At 67.7% G+C, this 18,227-nt stretch carries 17 protein-coding genes; 2 read left to right on the top strand and 15 right to left on the bottom strand.

Going from position 1 to position 18,227, the window contains the following annotated elements; genetic code table 11:
- Positions 1-90 precede the first annotated feature (90 nt).
- From V5F49_RS21620 to V5F49_RS21605, 4 genes are all read right to left on the bottom strand, one after another.
- Entirely contained in the window at positions 91-1,110 is a 1,020-nt protein-coding gene (locus V5F49_RS21620; protein WP_394115406.1) for a putative 2-aminoethylphosphonate ABC transporter substrate-binding protein, read from the bottom strand.
- 290 nt (positions 1,111-1,400) lie between these two features.
- Entirely contained in the window at positions 1,401-1,883 is a 483-nt protein-coding gene (locus V5F49_RS21615; protein ID WP_394115319.1) for a GlcG/HbpS family heme-binding protein, read from the bottom strand.
- Positions 1,884-2,014: 131 nt separating this feature from the next.
- Positions 2,015-2,614: a response regulator transcription factor gene (locus V5F49_RS21610; protein ID WP_394115318.1), complete on the bottom strand. Its 600-nt coding sequence runs from the start codon at positions 2,612-2,614 to the stop codon at positions 2,015-2,017.
- On the bottom strand, positions 2,611-4,191 hold the full coding sequence (locus tag V5F49_RS21605; protein ID WP_394115317.1) for a sensor histidine kinase: 1,581 nt from the start codon (positions 4,189-4,191) through the stop codon (positions 2,611-2,613). The genes V5F49_RS21610 and V5F49_RS21605 overlap by 4 nt, the downstream gene beginning before the upstream one ends.
- Before the next feature lie 631 nt (positions 4,192-4,822).
- On the opposite strand from V5F49_RS21605, the gene V5F49_RS21600 reads away from it, so the two are divergent.
- Complete coding sequence (locus V5F49_RS21600; RefSeq protein WP_394115316.1) at positions 4,823-5,950, top strand: glycosyltransferase family 61 protein; 1,128 nt, start codon at positions 4,823-4,825, stop codon at positions 5,948-5,950.
- 57 nt (positions 5,951-6,007) lie between these two features.
- Positions 6,008-6,958, top strand: coding sequence for an IS481 family transposase (locus tag V5F49_RS21595; RefSeq protein ID WP_394115315.1), 951 nt, complete (start codon positions 6,008-6,010; stop codon positions 6,956-6,958).
- Between the two features lie 64 nt (positions 6,959-7,022).
- Here the strand turns inward: V5F49_RS21595 and V5F49_RS21590 are convergent, their stop codons facing one another.
- The 11 genes from V5F49_RS21590 to V5F49_RS21540 form a co-directional block, all read right to left on the bottom strand.
- Positions 7,023-7,931, bottom strand: coding sequence for a LysR substrate-binding domain-containing protein (locus V5F49_RS21590; RefSeq protein WP_394115314.1), 909 nt, complete (start codon positions 7,929-7,931; stop codon positions 7,023-7,025).
- An 82-nt stretch (positions 7,932-8,013) separates the two neighbouring features.
- Entirely contained in the window at positions 8,014-9,591 is a 1,578-nt protein-coding gene (gene ahpF, locus V5F49_RS21585; RefSeq protein WP_394115313.1) for an alkyl hydroperoxide reductase subunit F, read from the bottom strand.
- Positions 9,592-9,745: 154 nt separating this feature from the next.
- Positions 9,746-10,309, bottom strand: a complete 564-nt coding sequence (ahpC, locus tag V5F49_RS21580) for an alkyl hydroperoxide reductase subunit C (protein WP_394115312.1) — start codon at positions 10,307-10,309, stop codon at positions 9,746-9,748.
- 349 nt (positions 10,310-10,658) lie between these two features.
- Complete coding sequence (locus V5F49_RS21575; RefSeq protein WP_394115405.1) at positions 10,659-11,249, bottom strand: MarR family winged helix-turn-helix transcriptional regulator; 591 nt, start codon at positions 11,247-11,249, stop codon at positions 10,659-10,661.
- 24 nt (positions 11,250-11,273) lie between these two features.
- Positions 11,274-11,981, bottom strand: a complete 708-nt coding sequence (locus V5F49_RS21570; protein WP_394115404.1) for an ABC transporter ATP-binding protein — start codon at positions 11,979-11,981, stop codon at positions 11,274-11,276.
- A gap of 47 nt (positions 11,982-12,028) precedes the next feature.
- On the bottom strand, positions 12,029-12,811 hold the full coding sequence (locus tag V5F49_RS21565) for an ABC transporter ATP-binding protein (RefSeq protein WP_394115311.1): 783 nt from the start codon (positions 12,809-12,811) through the stop codon (positions 12,029-12,031).
- Positions 12,811-14,703, bottom strand: a complete 1,893-nt coding sequence (locus tag V5F49_RS21560) for an ABC transporter permease (protein WP_394115310.1) — start codon at positions 14,701-14,703, stop codon at positions 12,811-12,813. The genes V5F49_RS21565 and V5F49_RS21560 overlap by 1 nt, the downstream gene beginning before the upstream one ends.
- Positions 14,704-14,835: 132 nt before the next feature.
- Positions 14,836-16,050 (bottom strand): ABC transporter substrate-binding protein, encoded by a 1,215-nt coding sequence (locus tag V5F49_RS21555; protein WP_394115309.1) that lies wholly within the window; start codon positions 16,048-16,050, stop codon positions 14,836-14,838.
- 57 nt (positions 16,051-16,107) lie between these two features.
- The gene (locus V5F49_RS21550; RefSeq protein WP_394115308.1) at positions 16,108-16,692 is read right to left on the bottom strand and encodes an amino acid synthesis family protein; all 585 of its coding nucleotides are present in this window, start codon (positions 16,690-16,692) and stop codon (positions 16,108-16,110) included.
- On the bottom strand, positions 16,689-17,273 hold the full coding sequence (locus V5F49_RS21545; RefSeq protein ID WP_394115307.1) for an amino acid synthesis family protein: 585 nt from the start codon (positions 17,271-17,273) through the stop codon (positions 16,689-16,691). The genes V5F49_RS21550 and V5F49_RS21545 overlap by 4 nt, the downstream gene beginning before the upstream one ends.
- A complete protein-coding gene (locus V5F49_RS21540) occupies positions 17,266-18,222 on the bottom strand; it encodes a UPF0280 family protein (RefSeq protein WP_394115306.1) in 957 nt (318 codons plus the stop codon). The genes V5F49_RS21545 and V5F49_RS21540 overlap by 8 nt, the downstream gene beginning before the upstream one ends.
- Positions 18,223-18,227: the final 5 nt, after the last annotated feature.

The raw sequence follows: 18,227 nt of genomic DNA, 5'->3' as shown, positions 1-18,227 counted from the left end.
GGCGGTCCGTCCGCGGGGCACCGGACCCGATCGCGGGGCCCGGCGCAGGCGCGCAGGGTCGAGCCGGCGCGGGGCCGGCCTCCCGTGGGCTCAGTTCTTGGCTTCGGACTTGGAGCCGAACCGGCGCTGCCACTCCTCGAGGATGGCGGCGCGGTGCGCGGCGGCCCACTCGAAGTCGTTCTTGATGAGCCTGGCCTTGATGTCCGCCGGCACGTTCTTGATCGGCTCTTCCAGCGCGGCGTTGCCGAGGATGGCGTAGTTCTTGGCGTAGATCTTCATAGCCTCGTCGGAGACCGCCCAGTCGAGCAGCTTCCGCGCGTCCGCCTCGTTGGGCGTGCCCTTGATGATGGCGGAGGCCTCCACGTCCCAGCCCACGCCCTCGGTCGGCACCACGGCAACCACCGGCGCGCCCTGGTTGATGACGCGGGCGGCGCGGAACTCGAACGAGATGCCGATGGGATACTCACCCGAGGCCGCCAGCGTGCAGGGCTTGGAGCCGGAGTGGGTGTAGGTGGCGATGTTCTGGTGCAGGGCGTCCATGTAGGCCCAGCCCTTCTGGTCGCCCCACATCTGCAGCCAGCTGGAGACGTCGAGGAAGCCGGTGCCCGAGGAGGCCGGGTTCGGCATCACGATCAGGCCCTTGTACTCGGGCTTGGCAAGATCGGCCCAGGTGGCCGGGATCGGCAGGTCGCGCTTCTTCAGCTCCACCGTGTTCACGCAGAGCGCGGCGGCCCAGGCATTGGTGCCGACCCAGCTGGGCGGCGTGTCCTTCGAGAGGAAGCGCGCATCGATCTTCTCGAGGCCCTTGGGCGCGTAATGCTCCAGCATGCCCTCGGCATCCAGCAGCTGGAGCGAGGTGGCGGCCGTGCCGAGCACCGCGTCCGCCTGCGGATTGTCCTTCTCGGCAAGCAGCTTGGCGGTGATGATGCCGGTGGAATCGCGGACCCAGCGGATGTTCACGCCGGGGAACTTCTCCTCGAAGCTCTTCTTGTAGACCGGCAGCAGATCCGCCTCGAGCGCGGTATAGACGGTCAGGTCACCCGCCAGCGCCGGCGCCGCCATGAGCGACAAGGCCATGGCGGCGAGAGTGGTCACGCGCTTCATTCTCAGCCCCCCGAAAGATCCGGTCGGCGCGGCTCCGCAGAGGGCGGAAACCGCGCGTCCGGCTTCGTTCAAGCCGAGTTCCGCGACGGTCGTGTGACTGGAAGCGCGGCCGGCGGGCGCCGGTCTGGCGGTTGTGGCGCTTGCGGACAATCGCCATGCCGTATGCGTTCAGGTGCTCACGCGAGCGAAACAGCCGTGCGCCAAGGGGCAATGGCCCTGCCGGACGCGGCCCTGCTGCACCCCGCCGCCACCCGGGCAAAGCTGTGGACGGGCGGAGCCGCGCCCCGCCCGGCACGTCACTTCAGCTGCGATTCCACCTTGGCGAGCGCGGCATTGGCGCAGGCCTCGTCCAGATGCGGGCCGGGCGCGCCGCCGACGCCGACCGCGCCGATCACCTCGTTGCCCACCTTCACCGGAACGCCGCCGCCGAGCACGAGGAAGCCGTCGATGGCGACCAGCTGGGCCGCGGCCGGATTCTTCTGCACGTTCTCGGCGATCACCGCCGTGGGCGTGCGGGTGGAGGCGGAGGTGTAGGCCTTGCGCCGGGCGGCGTCGGTCGTGTGGACGCCGGCATTGTCGGCGCGCGCCAGCGCCCGCAGCACGCCGGCCCGGTCCACCACCGCGGCGGTCACGTTGTAGCCCTGGGCCGAGCAGGCCGCGACCGTCTCGCGGACGATGTCGAGCGCCAGCGTCAGCGGCATGTTCCGCTCCTGCAGCGTCTGGGCGGAGGCGCTGCCGGCCATGAGGACGGCGGCGGCGGCGAGGAGGAGGCGTTGCATCGTCTGCCCTTTTCTCTTGAGGGCCGGGGCGGCCCGGCGGCGCATCGGCCGTGGGGCAGGACTACGACGGTGCGGGATGCGCCTCCATCCGCTGGCCTCCCTGCAGGCGTAGGTAGGATTACCGAGAGCCGCTACCGCACCTGCGGGGAAAGCAGCGAGAGGCGCACCAGATCGGCCACCGAGCTGGTGCCCAGCTTCTCGGCGATATGCGCGCGATGGGCATCGATGGTGCGGGGCGAGACCGCCAGCGCATCGGCGATCTCGCGGCTGGCGAAGCCGCGGCAGACCAGTTCCAACACCTCGCGCTCACGCCCGGTGAGGGTAGCGAGCAGCGCTGCCGCTTCCTCCTTCTCCATGAGCGCGTCGAGGATGCGCCCGGCCTCGCCGAGGGCGTCCAGCAGCACCTGCTCGTCCACCGGCTTGGAGAGGAAATCCACCACCCCCGCCTTGAAGGCGCGGCGGCAGGCGTTCACGTCCCCATGGCCGGTGATCATGATGGTAGGCCAGGAGATGCCGCGCGCTTCCAGCTTCTCCTTCAGCTGGATGCCGCTGACGAGGGGCATCCGGAGGTCCACCAGCAGGCATCCGGGCCGGGCTGGGTCGAGATGGGCGAGGAAGGTCTGCGGGTCCGCGAACGCCTCCACCGTCATGCCGTAGGTGGACAGCAGCAGCGACAGCGCCTGTCGCACGGCGGCATCGTCGTCCACCAGATAGACCCGCCTCGCCCTCACTGCGCCGCCTCGCGCAGGATGGCCCGGGCCGGCAGGGTGATGACGAAGGAGGCGCCCTCCCCCGGCACGCTCTCGGCCTCGATGGTGCCGCCCACCCGTTCCACCAGCGTGGCGCAGAGCGAGAGGCCGAGGCCCATGCCATCCTGCTTGGTGGTGAAGAACGGCTCGAACAGGCGCGGCAACACCGCCTCGGGAATGCCGTCGCCGGTGTCGCTGACACGGATCACCACCTGCTCGCCGGCATCCAGCGTGCGGATGGTGATGCGCCGGTCGGCGCTGCCGCTGGCATCGATGCTGTCGGCGGCGTTGCGGATGAGGTTGTGCAGCACCTGCTCCAGCTCGACCGTATCGAGCTCCGCCTGCGGCAGCGGATGCTCCAGGTCGAGGTGCAGCTCGATGCCCCGCCGGGCAAGATCGGCGCGGGCGAGCGCGGCAGCGTCGGTCACCACGCCGTTGGGCTCCACCGCCCCGCGGCGCACCGCGCGGTTGCTGATGTATTCGCGCATGCGCCGCAGGATGTCGCCGGCGCGCCGGGCCTCGCGCACGTTCGCGTCCAGAGCCTCCTCCAGCCGTCCCCCGTCGGTGCCGGAATGGTGCAGGCGCAGCGCCGCCTGGCTCTGGCTCAGCAGCGCCGTGAGCGGCTGGGTGAGCTCGTGGGCGATGCCGGAGGCCAGCTCGCCCAGCGAATTCACCCGCGCGGCATGGGCAAGGCGCGTCTCGCGCTCCAGCAGCCGGCTGCGCTCCTCCGCCCGCCGCGCCGCCTCCTGCGACTGGCGCGCCGCGCGGCGCTGGATCTGCACGTAGCGCAGCGCCAGCAGGGCGGCGAGGGTGATGGCGGCAAAGCCGGCCACCGGCAGGGCCGGCGCCACATCGGCAACGGCGAGACGCCGGTTGAGCAACAGCCGCAGCGGCTGGGTCTGGCTGTCGGCCGGCCGGGAAAACGCCAGCGCGGCGACGACCGGGTCCGCCGGCACGGGGGCGAGGTGCCGCTCGATCAGCGGCCGGCCGTCGAGCGCCAGCCGGATGACGGCTCCGGGCGGAAGGTCCGCCGCCTCCACCAATTGGGCGGGGTCGATCTCCAGGATGATGGCGAGCGGCCGGGCGCCGCCCACCCTCTTGCCGAGGAAATAGCGCCCGGGCATATCCTCAATCGCCAGCGCCCGCGCCTCTCCGAGCCGCTGGGTGAAGATGAGCGGCGCAAATCCCGGCGCCTCGGCCGGCGCGCTGTCGGGCGCGGCCATGCGGGTCTGGACCGTGCCGTCCGGGGCCAGCTCCACCACCCGGATCGACTGGATGCGTGGATAGAACTTGAGGATGGCGAGCGCCACCTGCCGGGCTGATTCCACCGGCGGCGGGTCGGCGGCCTGGATCAGCGCGGCAAGGCTCGTCAGGTGCGCGTCGTGCTGGGCCACCCGCTGCGACACGAGCCGGTGCAGCGCCGTGCCGCGCGCGTCGAGCTCGCTGGCCGCGCGCTCCTGCGCATTGCGGACCGTGAGAGCGACGAAGCCGGCGACCAGCGCCAGCCACACGCTCAAAAGCGCTGCGACGGACCGGAACGAAAAGGCGCGCCGGTTCACCACTGTCCTCCCGCCGGACGGGGTCGGCTGTTCGCCGGCCTTTTTACCTTGCCGGAAACTGCTACCGCCTTTTTAGCCGTTGCAGAACCGGGATTAGTGGATCAGACGGGGAAACCGATGAAAAGGTCAAGACCGTCATGAATTGCTATGACCAGAAGGGGCGAATAATCAAAATTTTCGCAATTTGCGAGACCGAGTGTATGCTTAATATTGACTTGTCCGCAAACCCCGTCAAAGAAGCTCTGCGACGCCGATGGCGTCTAGGAAGACGGACATATTAACCATGGCGGCAAAGCCGCACTCGGTGCGCCTCGCTGCACAGGGACCCGCACCAGAGGTGCGCAGGTATTTGGAGGCTCTGCTGGATGCGACACATTCTCGTTTGGAGCACCATAGAACACGGGCGCCCCGGTGATTTTCGCGCGCATTTACGCAACTGCATCGATGTGCCGTTGGTGTTTGAGACATGCCCTTGACCCTTCTTTTCACTCCGATCACCGTCTTCATAATAACGTGAAGCAGTTAAAGCGAAATATCACACCAATACACCGTCCATAAACTGCGTGAACGACCGACCGCGCATCAAACCAGCCCAACTTCTATTATCGAATACGAGAAAGATGAACTTGCAATGTTCACACTTGCAAACCGATCGACATTCGACTCGATAAGTATCGATGACTTATTAAATGTCGATCTAAATAGAGACGGCCACATCGAATTTACCCCATCAACCAGTGAAATGGTACGGCCAGATCCAGTTTATTTCCATGTTTCACCAAATGTCCAAGAACAAGTAAAAGAAAGAAACATTCGTCTAACGGACAACGCGTGCACAACTCGCATTGCCGCAAGCTATGCACTGAGCTTGCGAAACGCAATCGTGTTACCTAATTCCTTCATCGCGATATCTGCTGACAATAGAATAGTTTCCGATAGCTTTCGCGCCTTTGGCGCACTTGAGCGCGCCGGATTTGCGGATCTCGGTGGCGGTATTTTCAAAAGGGAGATCAACGAACTCAACGTTATAGATCATCCTGCGATCCTCGTGGGCATCCAGACAAACAACAATTTTTTCCATTGGTTGATGGAGGCCATGCCAAGAATTTCATTACTCGAAAAGGCCAGAATGCGGCTGGATAACTATCTCCTGATATTGCCACCCCTACGGCCATGGATGCGTGATATATTCAATTTTATTACAAAAAATAAATATAATTCAATAACAATTGGCGATACAGCGTGTCGATTTAGGCAACTTATCGTCCCTGCGCGAGGTTTATTTAACATAAATACGTTTACACATCATGCGATCGACTTAATTAGATCGATTCCGCATGCCAACTCCACAAAAATGCGTCGAATTTATATTTCTAGAGAACGCTCCTCATCGCGCAGGATCACCAATGAGGCAGAAATCGCCAATATTCTGGCATTAAACGGATTTGAACCCGTCTTTCCTGAGCAAATGTCCTTCGAAGAACAAATATCGATGTTTTCCAGTGCAAGTCATGTTGCCGGCGCTTTGGGCGCCGGCCTAACAAATATAGCGTTTACCGGCTCGGGCTCAACGCTGATCGAGTTTGCGCCTGAAGGCCGAACCGGAGATGCAACGTTGTTTGCCAATATGTGCCATGTGCTTGACAGGAAATATGCCTGTCTCGTTGGGGAGTTCTCGGGCGGATTTGATCGTCCGTTCGATCGTCGAGATTTTCACGTTGATCCCGAACGGCTACGCCTTTTGCTCGATGCCACCTAGCTGTTTAGTCCCACAGTGTGATGGCGTAGGCTTATCGCCATCTGAAAGGGACGCGCTATGGGGCAGGTTCTTCACGGGAGCGCCAAGACCACGCACGCCGTGCGAGCAGAGCTACAGCGATCGCAAGCTCCGACCGCGGAACTCGCGCGGCGCTACGGGATCAACGAGAAAACCGTGAGGAAGTGGCGTTCCCGCTCGACGGTCGCGGATGAGCGGATGGGGCCCAAGGAGCGGCGAGGCTCCGTCCTGTCTGCCGTCGAAGAGGCTGCGATCGTTGCGCTCCGGGTTCAGGCCCGTCTGCCGCTGGATGATGTCTTCCTCGCCCTGAAGGACGTCATCCCGCATCTGACGCGCTCCTCGCTACATCGCTGCCTCCAGCGCAACGGCATCTCACGCCTGCCGAAGGCGGATCGCGAAAAGCCAAAGCGGTTCAAGGCCTATGAGATCGGCTGCTTCCATATCGACATCGCCGAGCTGCATTACGGGGGTGGAAAGGCTTACCTCTTCGTGGCGGTGGATCGGACCTCGAAGCTCGTCTTCGCCAGGATTTACCGCAAAGCGACGAAACTGGTGGCCGCAGGCTTCCTCAAGGCCTTGATCGGCGCCGTTCCGTATCGGATCCATACGGTGCTCACCGACAATGGCGTGCAGTTCATCCAGCACGACAGGAAGGCAGTGGACGGCTTTGTCAGCCATGTCTTCGGCAGGGTCTGCGCTGAGCGTGCCATCGAGCATCGCCTAACCAAACCCTATCATCCATGGGCCAATGGCCAAGCCGAACGCATGGTGCGCACCATCAAGGAGACCCCTGTCCGCTCCTTCCACGATGCTTCCTTGATCGATCTCAGGCGCCATGTCCGCGACTGGCTGCTGGCCTCCAACTACGCCAAGCAACTCAAGGCATTGCGATTCCAAACACCCTTCGAAGCCATCCGGCAGATCGCCACGCAAAAGCCCGAACTCTTCGTTCGCCAACCAAGCCATGACATGATGGGACTGAACAGCTAGGCGGGGGCCCATGAGACCGGTCTCATACCCTTACGACCCATAGCTAGAAGCGAGTCTCGGCGACCTAAGCGGCATCAGCCAGCAGGCCGGCCGGAAGGCGGCGGCACACGTCGGCCACCTCGGTCAGCAGGCGCCCCATGGCCGAGGTCTTGCGCCAGAGCATGGCGATCTGCCGGCTCGGCTGCGGCGTGCTGAACTCCAGCAGGTGGATGTTGTCCGGCGTCGCGGCGGGCCGGCGGGTGGCCAGCATGGGCAGCAGCGTCATGCCGACGCCGGCGGCCACCATCTGGCGCAGGGTTTCGAGGCTGGTGGCGCGGAACTCGGCCTTCTCCCGCGCGCCGGAGCGCTGGCACACCTCCAGCGCCTGGTCGCGCAGGCAGTGGCCGTCCTCCAGCAGCATCAGATTGTAGCGGGACAGTTCCGCCAGCGAGAGCCGGTCTCGCGCGGCCAATGCATGGCTTCCGGGGACCGCGAGGAGGAAGGGCTCCTCGAACAGGAACTCGCAGTGCAGGTGCTGGTCGTGCACCGGCAGCGCCAGGAGCGCCGCATCCAGCGTGCCGTGGGCGAGGCGGGAGAGCAGCGCCGCGCTCTTCTCCTCGACCAGCAGCAGCTCGAGGGCGGGAAAGCGCTGGCGGAGCAGCGGCACCACATGGGGCAGCAGATACGGCCCGAGGGTGGGGAACACGCCGAGCTTGAGCGCCCCGCCCTCGGCCGAGCGGCTGCGGCGGGCGCCCTCCTTCATCTGGTCCACTTCATTGAGGATGCGGCGCGCCCGCTCCACCGCCTCGCGGCCGGCAGGGGTCAGCATCACCTTGCGCGGCGCACGCTCCACCAGCGCCACGCCCAGCTCCTCCTCCAGCTTGCGGATCTGGGTGGAGAGGGTGGGCTGGCTGACGAGGCACGCCTCCGCCGCCCGCCGGAAGTTCCGGTAGTCGGCGAGGGCGACCAGATATTGCAGCTCGCGCAGCGTCATCGGCGGGACCTGATCAGGCCGGGCCCGATCGCGGCGCGCCCCGGAAACCCGGCCGGGCGGAGGCGCCCGGCGGCCGGCACGCTCATGCCGCCTGCGCCGATTCTCCCGGCGCCGGGGTGCGGATGAGATAGTCGAACGCCGCCAGCGAGGCCTTGGCGCCCTCGCCCAGGGCGATCACGATCTGCTTGTACGGCACGGTGGTGCAGTCGCCGGCGCCGAACACGCCGGGCAGCGAGGTCTGGCCGTGGGCGTCCACCACGATCTCGCCGCGCGGCGACAGATCGAGCGTGCCCTTGAGCCATTCCGTGTTCGGCAGCAGGCCGATCTGCACAAAGATGCCCTCCAGCTCCACCTCGCGGATGCGACCGGTGCCGCGCTCCTCATAGGCGAGGCCGGTGACCTTCTGGCCGTCGCCCTTCACCTCGGTGGTGCGGGCGGAGGTGTGGATGGTGACGTTGGGCAGGCTCTTCAGCTTGCGCTGCAGCACCTCGTCCGCCCGCAGCTGGGCGTCGAACTCGAACAGCGTGACGTGCGAGACGATGCCCGCGAGGTCGATGGCCGCTTCCACGCCGGAATTGCCGCCGCCGATCACCGCCACGCGCTTGCCCTTGAACAGCGGGCCGTCGCAGTGGGGGCAATAGGCCACGCCCTTGTTGCGATAGGCGTCCTCACCGGGAACATTCATCTGCCGCCAGCGGGCGCCGGTGGCCAGAATCACCGTGCGGGAGGTGAGGGTCGCGCCGTTGGCGAACTCCACCGCCACGGTATCGCCGGCGGGGATGAGCTTCACCGCGCGCTGGAGGTTCATCACCTCCACCTCATGGGCGCGCACGTGCTGCTCCAGCGCGGCGGCGAGCTTGGGGCCTTCGGTGTGGGGCACGGAGATGAAATTCTCGATGGCCATGGTGTCCAGCACCTGGCCGCCGAAGCGCTCGGCGGCGACGCCGGTGCGGATGCCCTTGCGGGCGGCATAGATGGCCGCGGTGGCGCCGGCCGGGCCGCCGCCCACCACCAGCACGTCGAACATGGCCATCTTGTCCATGCGCGCGGCCTCGCGCGCGCCGGCGTTGGTGTCGAGCTTGGCGAGGATCTCCTCGGCGCTCATGCGGCCCTGGCCGAACACCTCGCCGTTCAGATAGACGGTCGGCACCGACATCACCTGCCGCGCCTCGACTTCCTTCTGGAACAGGGCGCCGTCGATGGCCACGTGGCGGATGTTGGGGTTCAGCACCGCCATGAGGTTCAGCGCCTGCACCACGTCCGGGCAGTTCTGGCAGGACTGGGAGAAATAGGTCTCGAACACGAAGCTGCCGTCGAGCGCCTTGATCTGGTCGATCACCGCCTGCTCCACCTTGGGCGGGTAGCCGCCGGTCTGCAGCAGCGCCAGCACCAGCGAGGTGAATTCGTGGCCCATGGGCAGGCCGGCGAACACGAGGCCGATGTCGTGTCCCGGGCTGGCGAGGGCGAAGGACGGCACGCGCTCGCCGCCGTCGCGCACCTCGGTCACGGTGATCTTGTCGGAAACCTCACGAATGTCGGCGAGCAGCTCAAGCATCTCCCTGGAGCGGGCGCCGTCGTCCACATAGGCGGTGATGGCGACGGGACGGACGAGGCGCTCCAGATAAGCCTTCAGCTGGGTCTTCAGGGCCGCGTCGAGCATGGCAAGTCTCCGACAAATTCAGAAGGTCAAAGCAATAAATGTACCAGCGCCGGCCGCAGTAAGCCGTCGCCCGCCGGACCCTGAGGGCCGTGGCGTCGTTGAGTGGCGTTAGGGAGCAGATCCGGGCCCCCGTGCGGAGGCCCGGAGCGCCGGATCAGATCTTGCCGACGAGGTCGAGCGAGGGGGCCAGCGTCTTCTCGCCTTCCTGCCACTTGGCGGGGCACACCTCGCCAGGATGGGAAGCGACGTACTGGGCCGCCTTGACCTTGCGCAAAAGGTCGGCGGCGTCGCGGCCGATGCCCTCGGCGGTGACTTCCACGGCCTGGATGATGCCGTTCGGGTCCACCACGAAGGTGCCGCGGTCAGCCAGGCCCTGGCCCGGACGCATCACCTCGAAATTGGTGGTGATGGCGCCGTTCGGGTCGCCGATCATGGTGTACTTCACCTTGCCGATGGTCTCGGAGCTGTCGTGCCAGGCCTTGTGGGTGAAGTGCGTGTCGGTGGACACGGAGTAGATCTCCACGCCCAGCTTCTGGAATTCGCCATAGTGGTCGGCGAGATCACCGAGCTCGGTCGGGCAGACGAAGGTGAAGTCGGCGGGATAGAAGAAGAAAATGGCCCACTTGCCGGCAAGATCGGCGTCCGACACCTCGATGAACTTGCCTTCCTTGAAAGCGGCGGCCTTGAAAGGCTTGATCTTCGTATTCACGAGAGACATGGCAATTCCCGAAAGTTTGTGTGCGATGCGAGGGCTGAAGCCATCGCGGTGCAACATAAGGCCGGACGACACATTTAGGAAATAGATAAATTCGTCAGTTTCGATAGGCTACATCTATCACAAATGGCTGATGACGGCTTAAGCCACGCCACCGCCGTGCAATTCCCGGCCGCGCGGCGGCGATGCCCCGGCCGCCCCCGCCGATGCGACAGAATCGCGCGCCGGCAAGGCCGCGCGACATGCTCCCCGCCCCGAAGCCCAGGCAAGGCCGCCGGGCGCGGGCGAACCGCGCGCGACTCAGCGAAGACCCGGCCCGGATGGCCGGATCAGCAATCCCCGTGATGATGCGCTAGCGAAGGCGGGCCAGCAGCGCCAGCAGCGTCGCGCGCTCGGCCGCATCCAGCGGCGCCAGCGTCTCCTCGGTGATGGCGAAGGCGTTCGGCGTCGCCCGGGCGATCACCGCCTGCCCCGCCTCGGTGGGCACCACCACCACCAGCCGCCCGTCCTCCGGATCGGGCCGCGTCTCCACCAGACCGCGGCGGACCAGCCGGTCCACCACGCCCTTGATGGTGGCTGCATCCATTGCGGTGAGCCGGCCGAGCAGGTTCTGGGAGCAGGGGCCGGTCTCCGCCAGCTTCGACAGGGCCGCCCACTGGGTCATGGTCAATTCGTCGCCGATGCGCGCGGCGAAGATGGCGGCGTGGCGCTGGGCCACCTGCCGCAGCATGAAGCCCGCCTGCGTGTCGAGCACGTAGGGCTGGGCCCTGGCGCGACGCGGGGCGCGACGCGCCGGCGGCGTTTCGGCCGCCGAAGAAGGCGAGGGCACGGGCGCGTCGGGAGCGGACGGCGCCGCCCCCCTGCCCTTTCCGCCGGCCTCCCGCCGCGCCGGGCGGGTGGGCGCGTCGGGTGCGGAAGCGAGCGCTTCAGCCGTGTCGGCCATGACGGGCCTGCGGGGGGCCATGGCTCACACCGCCAGATAGGCGTCGCGGATCTCGGGATTCGCCTCGAGGTCCGCCATGGTGCCGGAGAAGCGGATGCGCCCCTTCTCGATGATGTAGGCCCGGTCCGAGATCAGCTTGGCGAAATGCAGGTTCTGCTCGGAGATGACGATGGAGAGGCCCTGCCGCTTCATGGCGAGGATGGCGTCCGCCATCTGCTCCACGATCTTGGGCGCGAGGCCCTCGGAGGGCTCGTCCAGCAGCACGAGGGAGGGGTTGCCCATGAGCGTGCGGCCGATGGTGAGCATCTGCTGCTCGCCGCCGCTCATCTGCCCGCCGGGACGCTTGCGCATCTCGCCGAGGTTGGGGAACAGCTCGTAGAGCATCTCCGGCGTCCAGGTGGCGACGCCCGGCCGGGGCTTCTGCCGGCCGACGGCGAAATTCTCCTCCACCGTCAGCTGGTTGAACACCCGCCGGTCCTCCGGCACATAGCCGAGGCCGCGGCGGACGATCTCGTAGGTGGGGAGCGCGGAGACGTCCTCCCCGTCGAACATCACCTGCCCGGAGCGCTGCGACACGAGGCCGACGATGGAGCGGAAGGTCGTGCTCTTGCCGGCGCCGTTGCGGCCGAGCAGCGCCACCACTTCGCCCACGCCCACCTCCAGCGCCACGTCGAACAGGATGTGGGCGGGGCCGTACTGGCTGTTGAGGCCGGAAACCTGAAGCTTGGTCATGGACGTCTGCCCGGAGGTCTGGGTCTGGCTTTGCTGGAGGACGGGCATCATGCGGCAGTCCCCTCGCGGTGGCGGGCGTCGTAGAGCAGGCCCTCGCCCAGATAGATGGCGCGCACCTGCGGGTCGCGGCGCACCTCGGCCGGGGTGCCGCGGGCGATCAGCTGGCCACGGTTCAGCACCATCACGGCGTCGGCGTGCTCGAACACCACATCCATGTCGTGCTCGGTGAACAGGACGCCGATGCCCTTCTCCCGCGCGATCTCGGCGGTGAGGCGCATCAGCTCCACGCGTTCCTTCGGCGCCATGCCGGCGGTGGGCTCGTCCATCAGCAGCAGGCGCGGCTGGTTGGCGAGAGCCACCGCCAGCTCCAGGCGCTTGAGGTCGCCATAGGCGAGCTCGCCGCACGGCCGCCCCGCCTGGGGCTTCAGGCCCACGAGGTCGAGCAGGCCGTCCGCCTCGGCGGTGGAGGCGGCGCCGGCATAGCCGAACATGCGGGCGATCCGGCCGTGATAGGAGAGCAGCGCCACCTGCACGTTCTCGCGCACCGTCATGGAGGCGAAGGTGGCGGTGATCTGGAACGTGCGCCCGACCCCGAGCCGCCAGACTGCGCGCGGCGGCAGGCCCCGGATGTCCCGCCCGCCGATGCGGATGGTGCCGGCGTCGGGCCGGATCTGCCCGTTCAGCATGTTGAAGCAGGTGCTCTTGCCGGCGCCGTTGGGGCCGATGAGGGCGAGCAGGCAGCCGGCATCCAGGGTGAAGGAGACGCCGCGCACCGCGTGGACGCCGCCGTAGGACTTGTCGAGGTTCTCGACTTCAAGCAGCGCGCTCATCAGGCCGCCTCCGCCTTGCCGAGCGCGGAGGCCGCCTCGGATCCGTTCGGTCCCGGACCGCGCCGGCGATGGCGCAGGTCCTCGATGAAGCCCACCACTCCCTTGGGGAAGGCGAGCACGATGACGACGATGACCGCGCCCAGCACCAGCTTGGAGAGGTCGGTCTGGCTCATGAGCCAGATGGCGAGCGCCTTGTAGAGCACCGCGCCGACGACCGCGCCGGACACCGTCTCGATGCCGCCGAGCAGCACCATCACGAGACCGTCCACCGAGGTGGGGATGCCCATGAAGTCGGGGAAGACCGAGCCCTTCAGGAAGGCGAACAGCGCGCCGGCAAACCCGGCGAAGGTGCCCGCCACCACGAAGGCGGCCCATTGCAGGCGCGAGCGGTCGAGGCCGATCGCCTCCGAGCGCAGGGAACTGTCGCGCACCGCCCTCAGCCCGAAGCCGAAGGGCGAGAACACCAGCATCCGCAGCACGCCGACGCCCACCACCGCGACGCCCAGCGCCAGCCAGTAGAAGCCCTGCGGCCGCGATGCCCAGCTGGCGGGCCAGATGCCGAGCAGGCCGTTGTCGCCGCCGGTCACGTCCACCCACTGGAACGCCACCGACCAGGCGATCTGCGCGAACGCCAGCGTCAGCATGGCGAAGTAGACGCCCGAGAGCCGCACGCAGAACCAGCCGAACACCAGCGCCCCGGCAAGCCCCAGCAGCGGGCCGACGAGAAGCGCGGCCTCCATGGGCGCGCCGAGGAACTTCACCAGGAACGCCGCGCCATAGGCGCCGAGGCCGAAATAGGCGGCGTGTCCGAACGAGGCGAGGCCGCCCACCGTCATGATGAAGTGCAGCGAGGCGGCGAACAGGACGAAGATCAGGATCTCCGCGCCCACGGTCAGGGCATAGTTGCCGAGGAAGACCGGCAGCAGCGCCGCCACCACCACGGCGACCGCCACGCCGGCGCGCTCCAGGCTGGTGAAGGGCCGCCAGGGCCGGATGGTGAGGCCGACCGGGGCGCGCGGCGCGCTCTCCGGCTTGCCGAACAGGCCCCAGGGCCGCACCACCAGCACCACCGCCATTACCAGGAACACCATGATGAGCGAGATCTGCGGCAGGATGAGAATGCCGAAGGCGTTCAGCTCGGCGACGATGATGGCGGCGACGAACGCGCCCAGCACCGAGCCCAGCCCGCCGATGACCACCACCACGAACACCTCCACGATGATGGACAGGTCCATGGCGTGGGTGACGGTGGTGCGCGGGATCTGCAGCGCCCCGCCCAGCGCGGCGAGGAAGACGCCAAGCGCGAACACGCCGGTGAACAGCCACTTCTGGTTCACGCCGAGCGCGGCGACCATCTCGCGGTCCTGGGTGGCGGCGCGCACCAGCACGCCCCAGCGGGTGCGGTGGAACAGCAGCCACAGGGTGCCCAGCACCACCGGGCCCAGCACCATCAGGAACAGGTCGTAGGACGGCACCATGCGGCCGAACAGGCTCACCGCGCCGGCAAGTCCGGGAGCGCGCGGGCCGAGCAGGTCCTCGGGGCCCCAGATGACCACGACGAGATCCTGCACCATCAGCGTCACGCCGAAGGTGGCGAGCAGTTGGAACAGTTCCGGCGCCTGATAGATGCGCCGCAGCAGCACCATCTCCATCAGCGCCCCGAGGGCGGCGACGATGAGCGAGGCGACGAGGATGCCGCCCCAGAAGCCGAGCGGCCCGGCAAAGCGCGTCGTCAGCACGTAGGCGACATAGGCGCCGAGCATGTAGAACGCGCCGTGGGCGAAGTTCACGATGCGCGTGACGCCGAAGATGATCGACAGTCCCGACGCCACCAGGAACAGCGACGCGGCGCTGGCGAGCCCGCTCAGGGCCTGGACCAGAAGGAATTCCACAGCACTAGCCTCTCGTTCACCGGTCTGGAGGGTGTTGGTCTTGTTGGGCTGCCCGCCGTCGAGGGTAGGTCGCCTGAAGTCGGTCCGTCAGGGGAAGGAAGGGACGGGCGCGCGGCCCGCCCCTTGCCGTCATCAGTTGGCGGGACGCAGCTTGGCGGCCTCGGCCTCGGGCGGCAGGTAGTCCGCGCCGGGCTTGAAGGTGAAGGTGGTCATCACGCCCTTGCCGTCCTTCACGCCGGTGGTGCCGATGTAGGCGCCGAGCGTGGACTGGTGGTCGGCCGCCCGGTAGACGATGTCGCCGAACGGGGTGGAGACCTTCAGGTTCGCCATCGCCTTCAGCAGGCCGGCGGTGGAGTGGTCGTCGGTGGACTTCAGCACCGCGGCGATGGACTTCACCGTGGAGTAGCCCACGATCGAGCCGAGGCGCGGATAGTCCTTGTTCAGCTGCTGGTAGGCGTCAAGGAACGCCTGGTGCTCGGCGGTCTTGATGCCGTACCAGGGATAGCCGGTGACGATCCAGCCCTCGGGGGTCTCGTCCTTCAGCGGGTCGAGATACTCGGGCTCGCCGGTCAGGTAGCTGACCACGGCGCGGTTCTTGAAGATGCCGCGGGTGTTGCCCTCCCGCACCAGCTTCACGAGGTCGCCGGCGAAGGTGGCGTTGAGGATGGCGTCGGGCTGGGCGGCGTCGATGGCCTGCAGCACCGGGCCGGCGTCGATCTTGCCCAGCGGCGGCCACTGCTCGGCCACGAACTCCACGTCCGGGCGCTTCTTCTTCAAAAGTTCCTTGAACACGGCCACGAACGACTGGCCGAACTCGTAGTTGGGGGCGATGGTGGCCCACTTCTTGGCCGGCAGCTTGGCGGCCTCTTCCGCCAGCATGGCGGCCTGCATGTAGTTCGAGGTGCGCAGGCGGAAGGTGTAGTCGTTGCCCTTCGACCAGACGATGGCGTCGGTCAGCGGCTCGGCCGCCAGGTACATCACCTGCTTCTGCTTGGCGAAGTCGGCGAGCGCGAGGCCCACGTTGGAGAGGAAGCCGCCGGCGATCAGCACCACCCCGTCGCGCGAGACCAGCTCGTTGGCGGCGGTGAGGGCGTCGGCCGGCTTTCCGCCGTCGTCCTTGGAGATGATGACGAGCTTCTTGCCCTTGATGCCGCCGGCGTCGTTGATCTCCTTCAGCGCCAGCTCCATGCCCTTGCGATAGGGCTCGGTGAAGGCGGGGAGCGAGGAGTAGGAATTGATCTCGCCCACCTTGATCTCGCCCTTGAGCTCGGCCTGGGCCCGGGCCGGGCCCGCCAGAGCGAGGGCGGCGAAGGCTGCCGCCAGGGTTGCACCTGCAATCGTCTTCATGTGCCAGTTCCCCTTCTGTGTTGTCTGGTCAGGTTCCGCACGGGGCGCGGACGGTGCTCAGCGCAGGCCGTCCTCGCCCTTGATCTCGTCCTTCTTCAGCCCGCCGACGCGCGGCAGCGGCCGGCCGGAATCGGTGACCGCCACGGCCACGACGATCTCGTCGGCGCGCGGGGCGTCGGAGACGCTCACGAGCATGCCGTCGAAATGGCTGCGCACGAAGGCGGCGTCCTTGTGCCCGAGCGGGATGTCCAGCTCCGCCCCGAGCGTGCCCCGCCGCTTGGACGAGGGAATGAGCGCCGCGCCGGTGCCGAGCACCTTGCGCACCGGCGCGCCCATCTTGGGATGCAGCAGGGCGGCGGCGTGCTCCAGCTCGCCGTTCTCGCCCACCAGGGCCGCCTTGCCGTAGCTCTCGGCCGCCGCGCCCTCGATGCCGAGGGCCGCGACCGCGCGCGCCGCGAGCAGGCCGCCGAGCTCCTCGCCGATGGCGATCAGCTCGGAGAGGTCCTCCACGTAGCGGCCAGCGAACGGGTTGGCGATGACGGCGATGGCCGCCGCCTTGCGGGTGGGCGGGGAGACGGGCCGGCCCATCTCGGAGCGGGTCTCCTCGACCACCGTCACGATCTTGCGGATGTGCGCGCTCATCGCAGGCCATCCTCGCCCTTGATGTCGGCCGCGGCGAGGCCGCCGACGCGGGCATGGATGCGCGGCCCGCAGGTCATCACCAGAACCAGCGCGATCTCGTCGGCCTTGGGCGCGTCGGACACGCCGACCTCCATGGAGTCGAAGTGGCTGCGCACATAGGAAGCATTGACGTGTGTCACCGGCACGTCGAGCCGGGTGCCGGGGCCACCCACCTTCTTGGTGGAGGGCACGATGGCCCGGGCATCGCCCAGCGCCTCGCGCATGGCGTAGCCACCGGGCACGTGCCACAGGGCGCCGTGCTCCAGCTCGCCGGCGGCGCCGACGATGGCGCCCTTGCCGTAGCCGTCCACCGCGGCCGGATCGCCGCCGAGGATCGCCACCAGCTCCTTCGCCATGGCGACGCCGAGCGGCTTCAGGTCCTCCATGAAGGGCGCGATGTCCTCCACGTAGCGGCCGGCGAAGGGGTTCTCGATCACCGTCACGATGGCCGCGCGGCGGCGCGGGCTGGAGGCCGAGGGGCCGCCCTCGTGGAAGATCTCCTCCACGATGCGCACCTGCTTGCGGATCTTCACCTCAGGCATGGACCACGTCACCTTCTTTTGCGATGGCGAGAGAGACCGTCCGGCCGTCCGCGAGCAGCGCGGAGGGATCGGCGGTGGAAACGGTGCGGCCCTGCAGGTGCAGCGCCGCCGCGCAGATCAGCCCGCGCGCCACCAGGGCGACGGCGCAGGAGAGCCCCTCCTCGAGCGCCGCGTCGCGCTCCAAGGGGGAAAGATCGGGCACCGCCCGCGTCACGCAGAGGGCGCCGAGGTCGCTGTCCGGCTGCACCTCGCGGGCCGGAACGCGCAGGATGCCGGGATGGCCGGGCAGGTTCACGGCGTTGGCGATCACGGTTGCCGCCGCATCCGCCGCCGCCGCAGTCGGGGCGAGCACGGTCACCGCATCGGCGATGCCGAGCGAGAAGCTGCGCCCCCGCCAGCCGGAGGTGGCGATGCCGCGCACCGGCCCCTCCGCCGTCACGCGCGCGGTGCCGACCATGCGCGGCTGGTCCGGCCGATCGACGATGCCGGCCACATAATCGGTGCCTGGCGCGAGGAAGAGGGCGATGTCGCCGCCGTTGTTCACATAGGCGCGGGTGATGCCGGGACGTACCAGCGCCTCAAGCACCTCTTCCGCCACCGCGCCTGCCACCGCCGCCATGGGGGTGATGAAGCCGGCGCGCGCGTGCGGCTCCACCGCCGCCCACATGCGCCGCGCGACGCGATCGCCGAGCGGGCTCGGGCCGGGATAGGCCGGGCGGCGCAGCAGCGGCAGCTCGGCGCACAGGGCATCCAGCAGGCCGGCGAGGCGGCGGGTGGCGGCGGCATAGGCTTCCGCCACCGCCGCCGGATCGCCGCTCGCCTCGATCACGAGGTCGATGGGGCCGTCGTTGAGGTGCAGCCTGCGCCCGTCCTGGAGCAGCGCCGCTTGCGGCGCGCGGGCCGGGGGCGAGATGCGGGTGAAGGCGGGGAGCGCAGGAGGGGGCAGCATCCTGG

It is taken from the genome of Xanthobacter lutulentifluminis, from assembly GCF_043194675.2.
Classification (GTDB): Bacteria; Pseudomonadota; Alphaproteobacteria; order Rhizobiales; family Xanthobacteraceae; genus Xanthobacter.
The sequence above is the reverse complement of the archived record's forward strand: the minus strand, read 5'-3'. Positions and strand labels throughout refer to the sequence as shown.

Coding starts and splice junctions, on each gene's coding strand:
- V5F49_RS21600 (WP_394115316.1), top strand. CDS start 4,823: ATGTTCACACTTGCAAACCGATCGACATTCGACTCGATAAGTATCGAT.
- ahpF (WP_394115313.1), bottom strand. CDS start 9,591: ATGCTCGACGCGGCCCTGAAGACCCAGCTGAAGGCTTATCTGGAGCGC.
- V5F49_RS21555 (WP_394115309.1), bottom strand. CDS start 16,050: ATGAAGACGATTGCAGGTGCAACCCTGGCGGCAGCCTTCGCCGCCCTC.
- V5F49_RS21570 (WP_394115404.1), bottom strand. CDS start 11,981: ATGACCAAGCTTCAGGTTTCCGGCCTCAACAGCCAGTACGGCCCCGCC.
- V5F49_RS21540 (WP_394115306.1), bottom strand. CDS start 18,222: ATGCTGCCCCCTCCTGCGCTCCCCGCCTTCACCCGCATCTCGCCCCCG.
- V5F49_RS21615 (WP_394115319.1), bottom strand. CDS start 1,883: ATGCAACGCCTCCTCCTCGCCGCCGCCGCCGTCCTCATGGCCGGCAGC.
- V5F49_RS21590 (WP_394115314.1), bottom strand. CDS start 7,931: ATGACGCTGCGCGAGCTGCAATATCTGGTCGCCCTCGCCGACTACCGG.
- V5F49_RS21565 (WP_394115311.1), bottom strand. CDS start 12,811: ATGAGCGCGCTGCTTGAAGTCGAGAACCTCGACAAGTCCTACGGCGGC.
- V5F49_RS21595 (WP_394115315.1), top strand. CDS start 6,008: ATGGGGCAGGTTCTTCACGGGAGCGCCAAGACCACGCACGCCGTGCGA.
- V5F49_RS21545 (WP_394115307.1), bottom strand. CDS start 17,273: ATGCCTGAGGTGAAGATCCGCAAGCAGGTGCGCATCGTGGAGGAGATC.
- V5F49_RS21550 (WP_394115308.1), bottom strand. CDS start 16,692: ATGAGCGCGCACATCCGCAAGATCGTGACGGTGGTCGAGGAGACCCGC.
- V5F49_RS21575 (WP_394115405.1), bottom strand. CDS start 11,249: ATGGCCGACACGGCTGAAGCGCTCGCTTCCGCACCCGACGCGCCCACC.
- ahpC (WP_394115312.1), bottom strand. CDS start 10,309: ATGTCTCTCGTGAATACGAAGATCAAGCCTTTCAAGGCCGCCGCTTTC.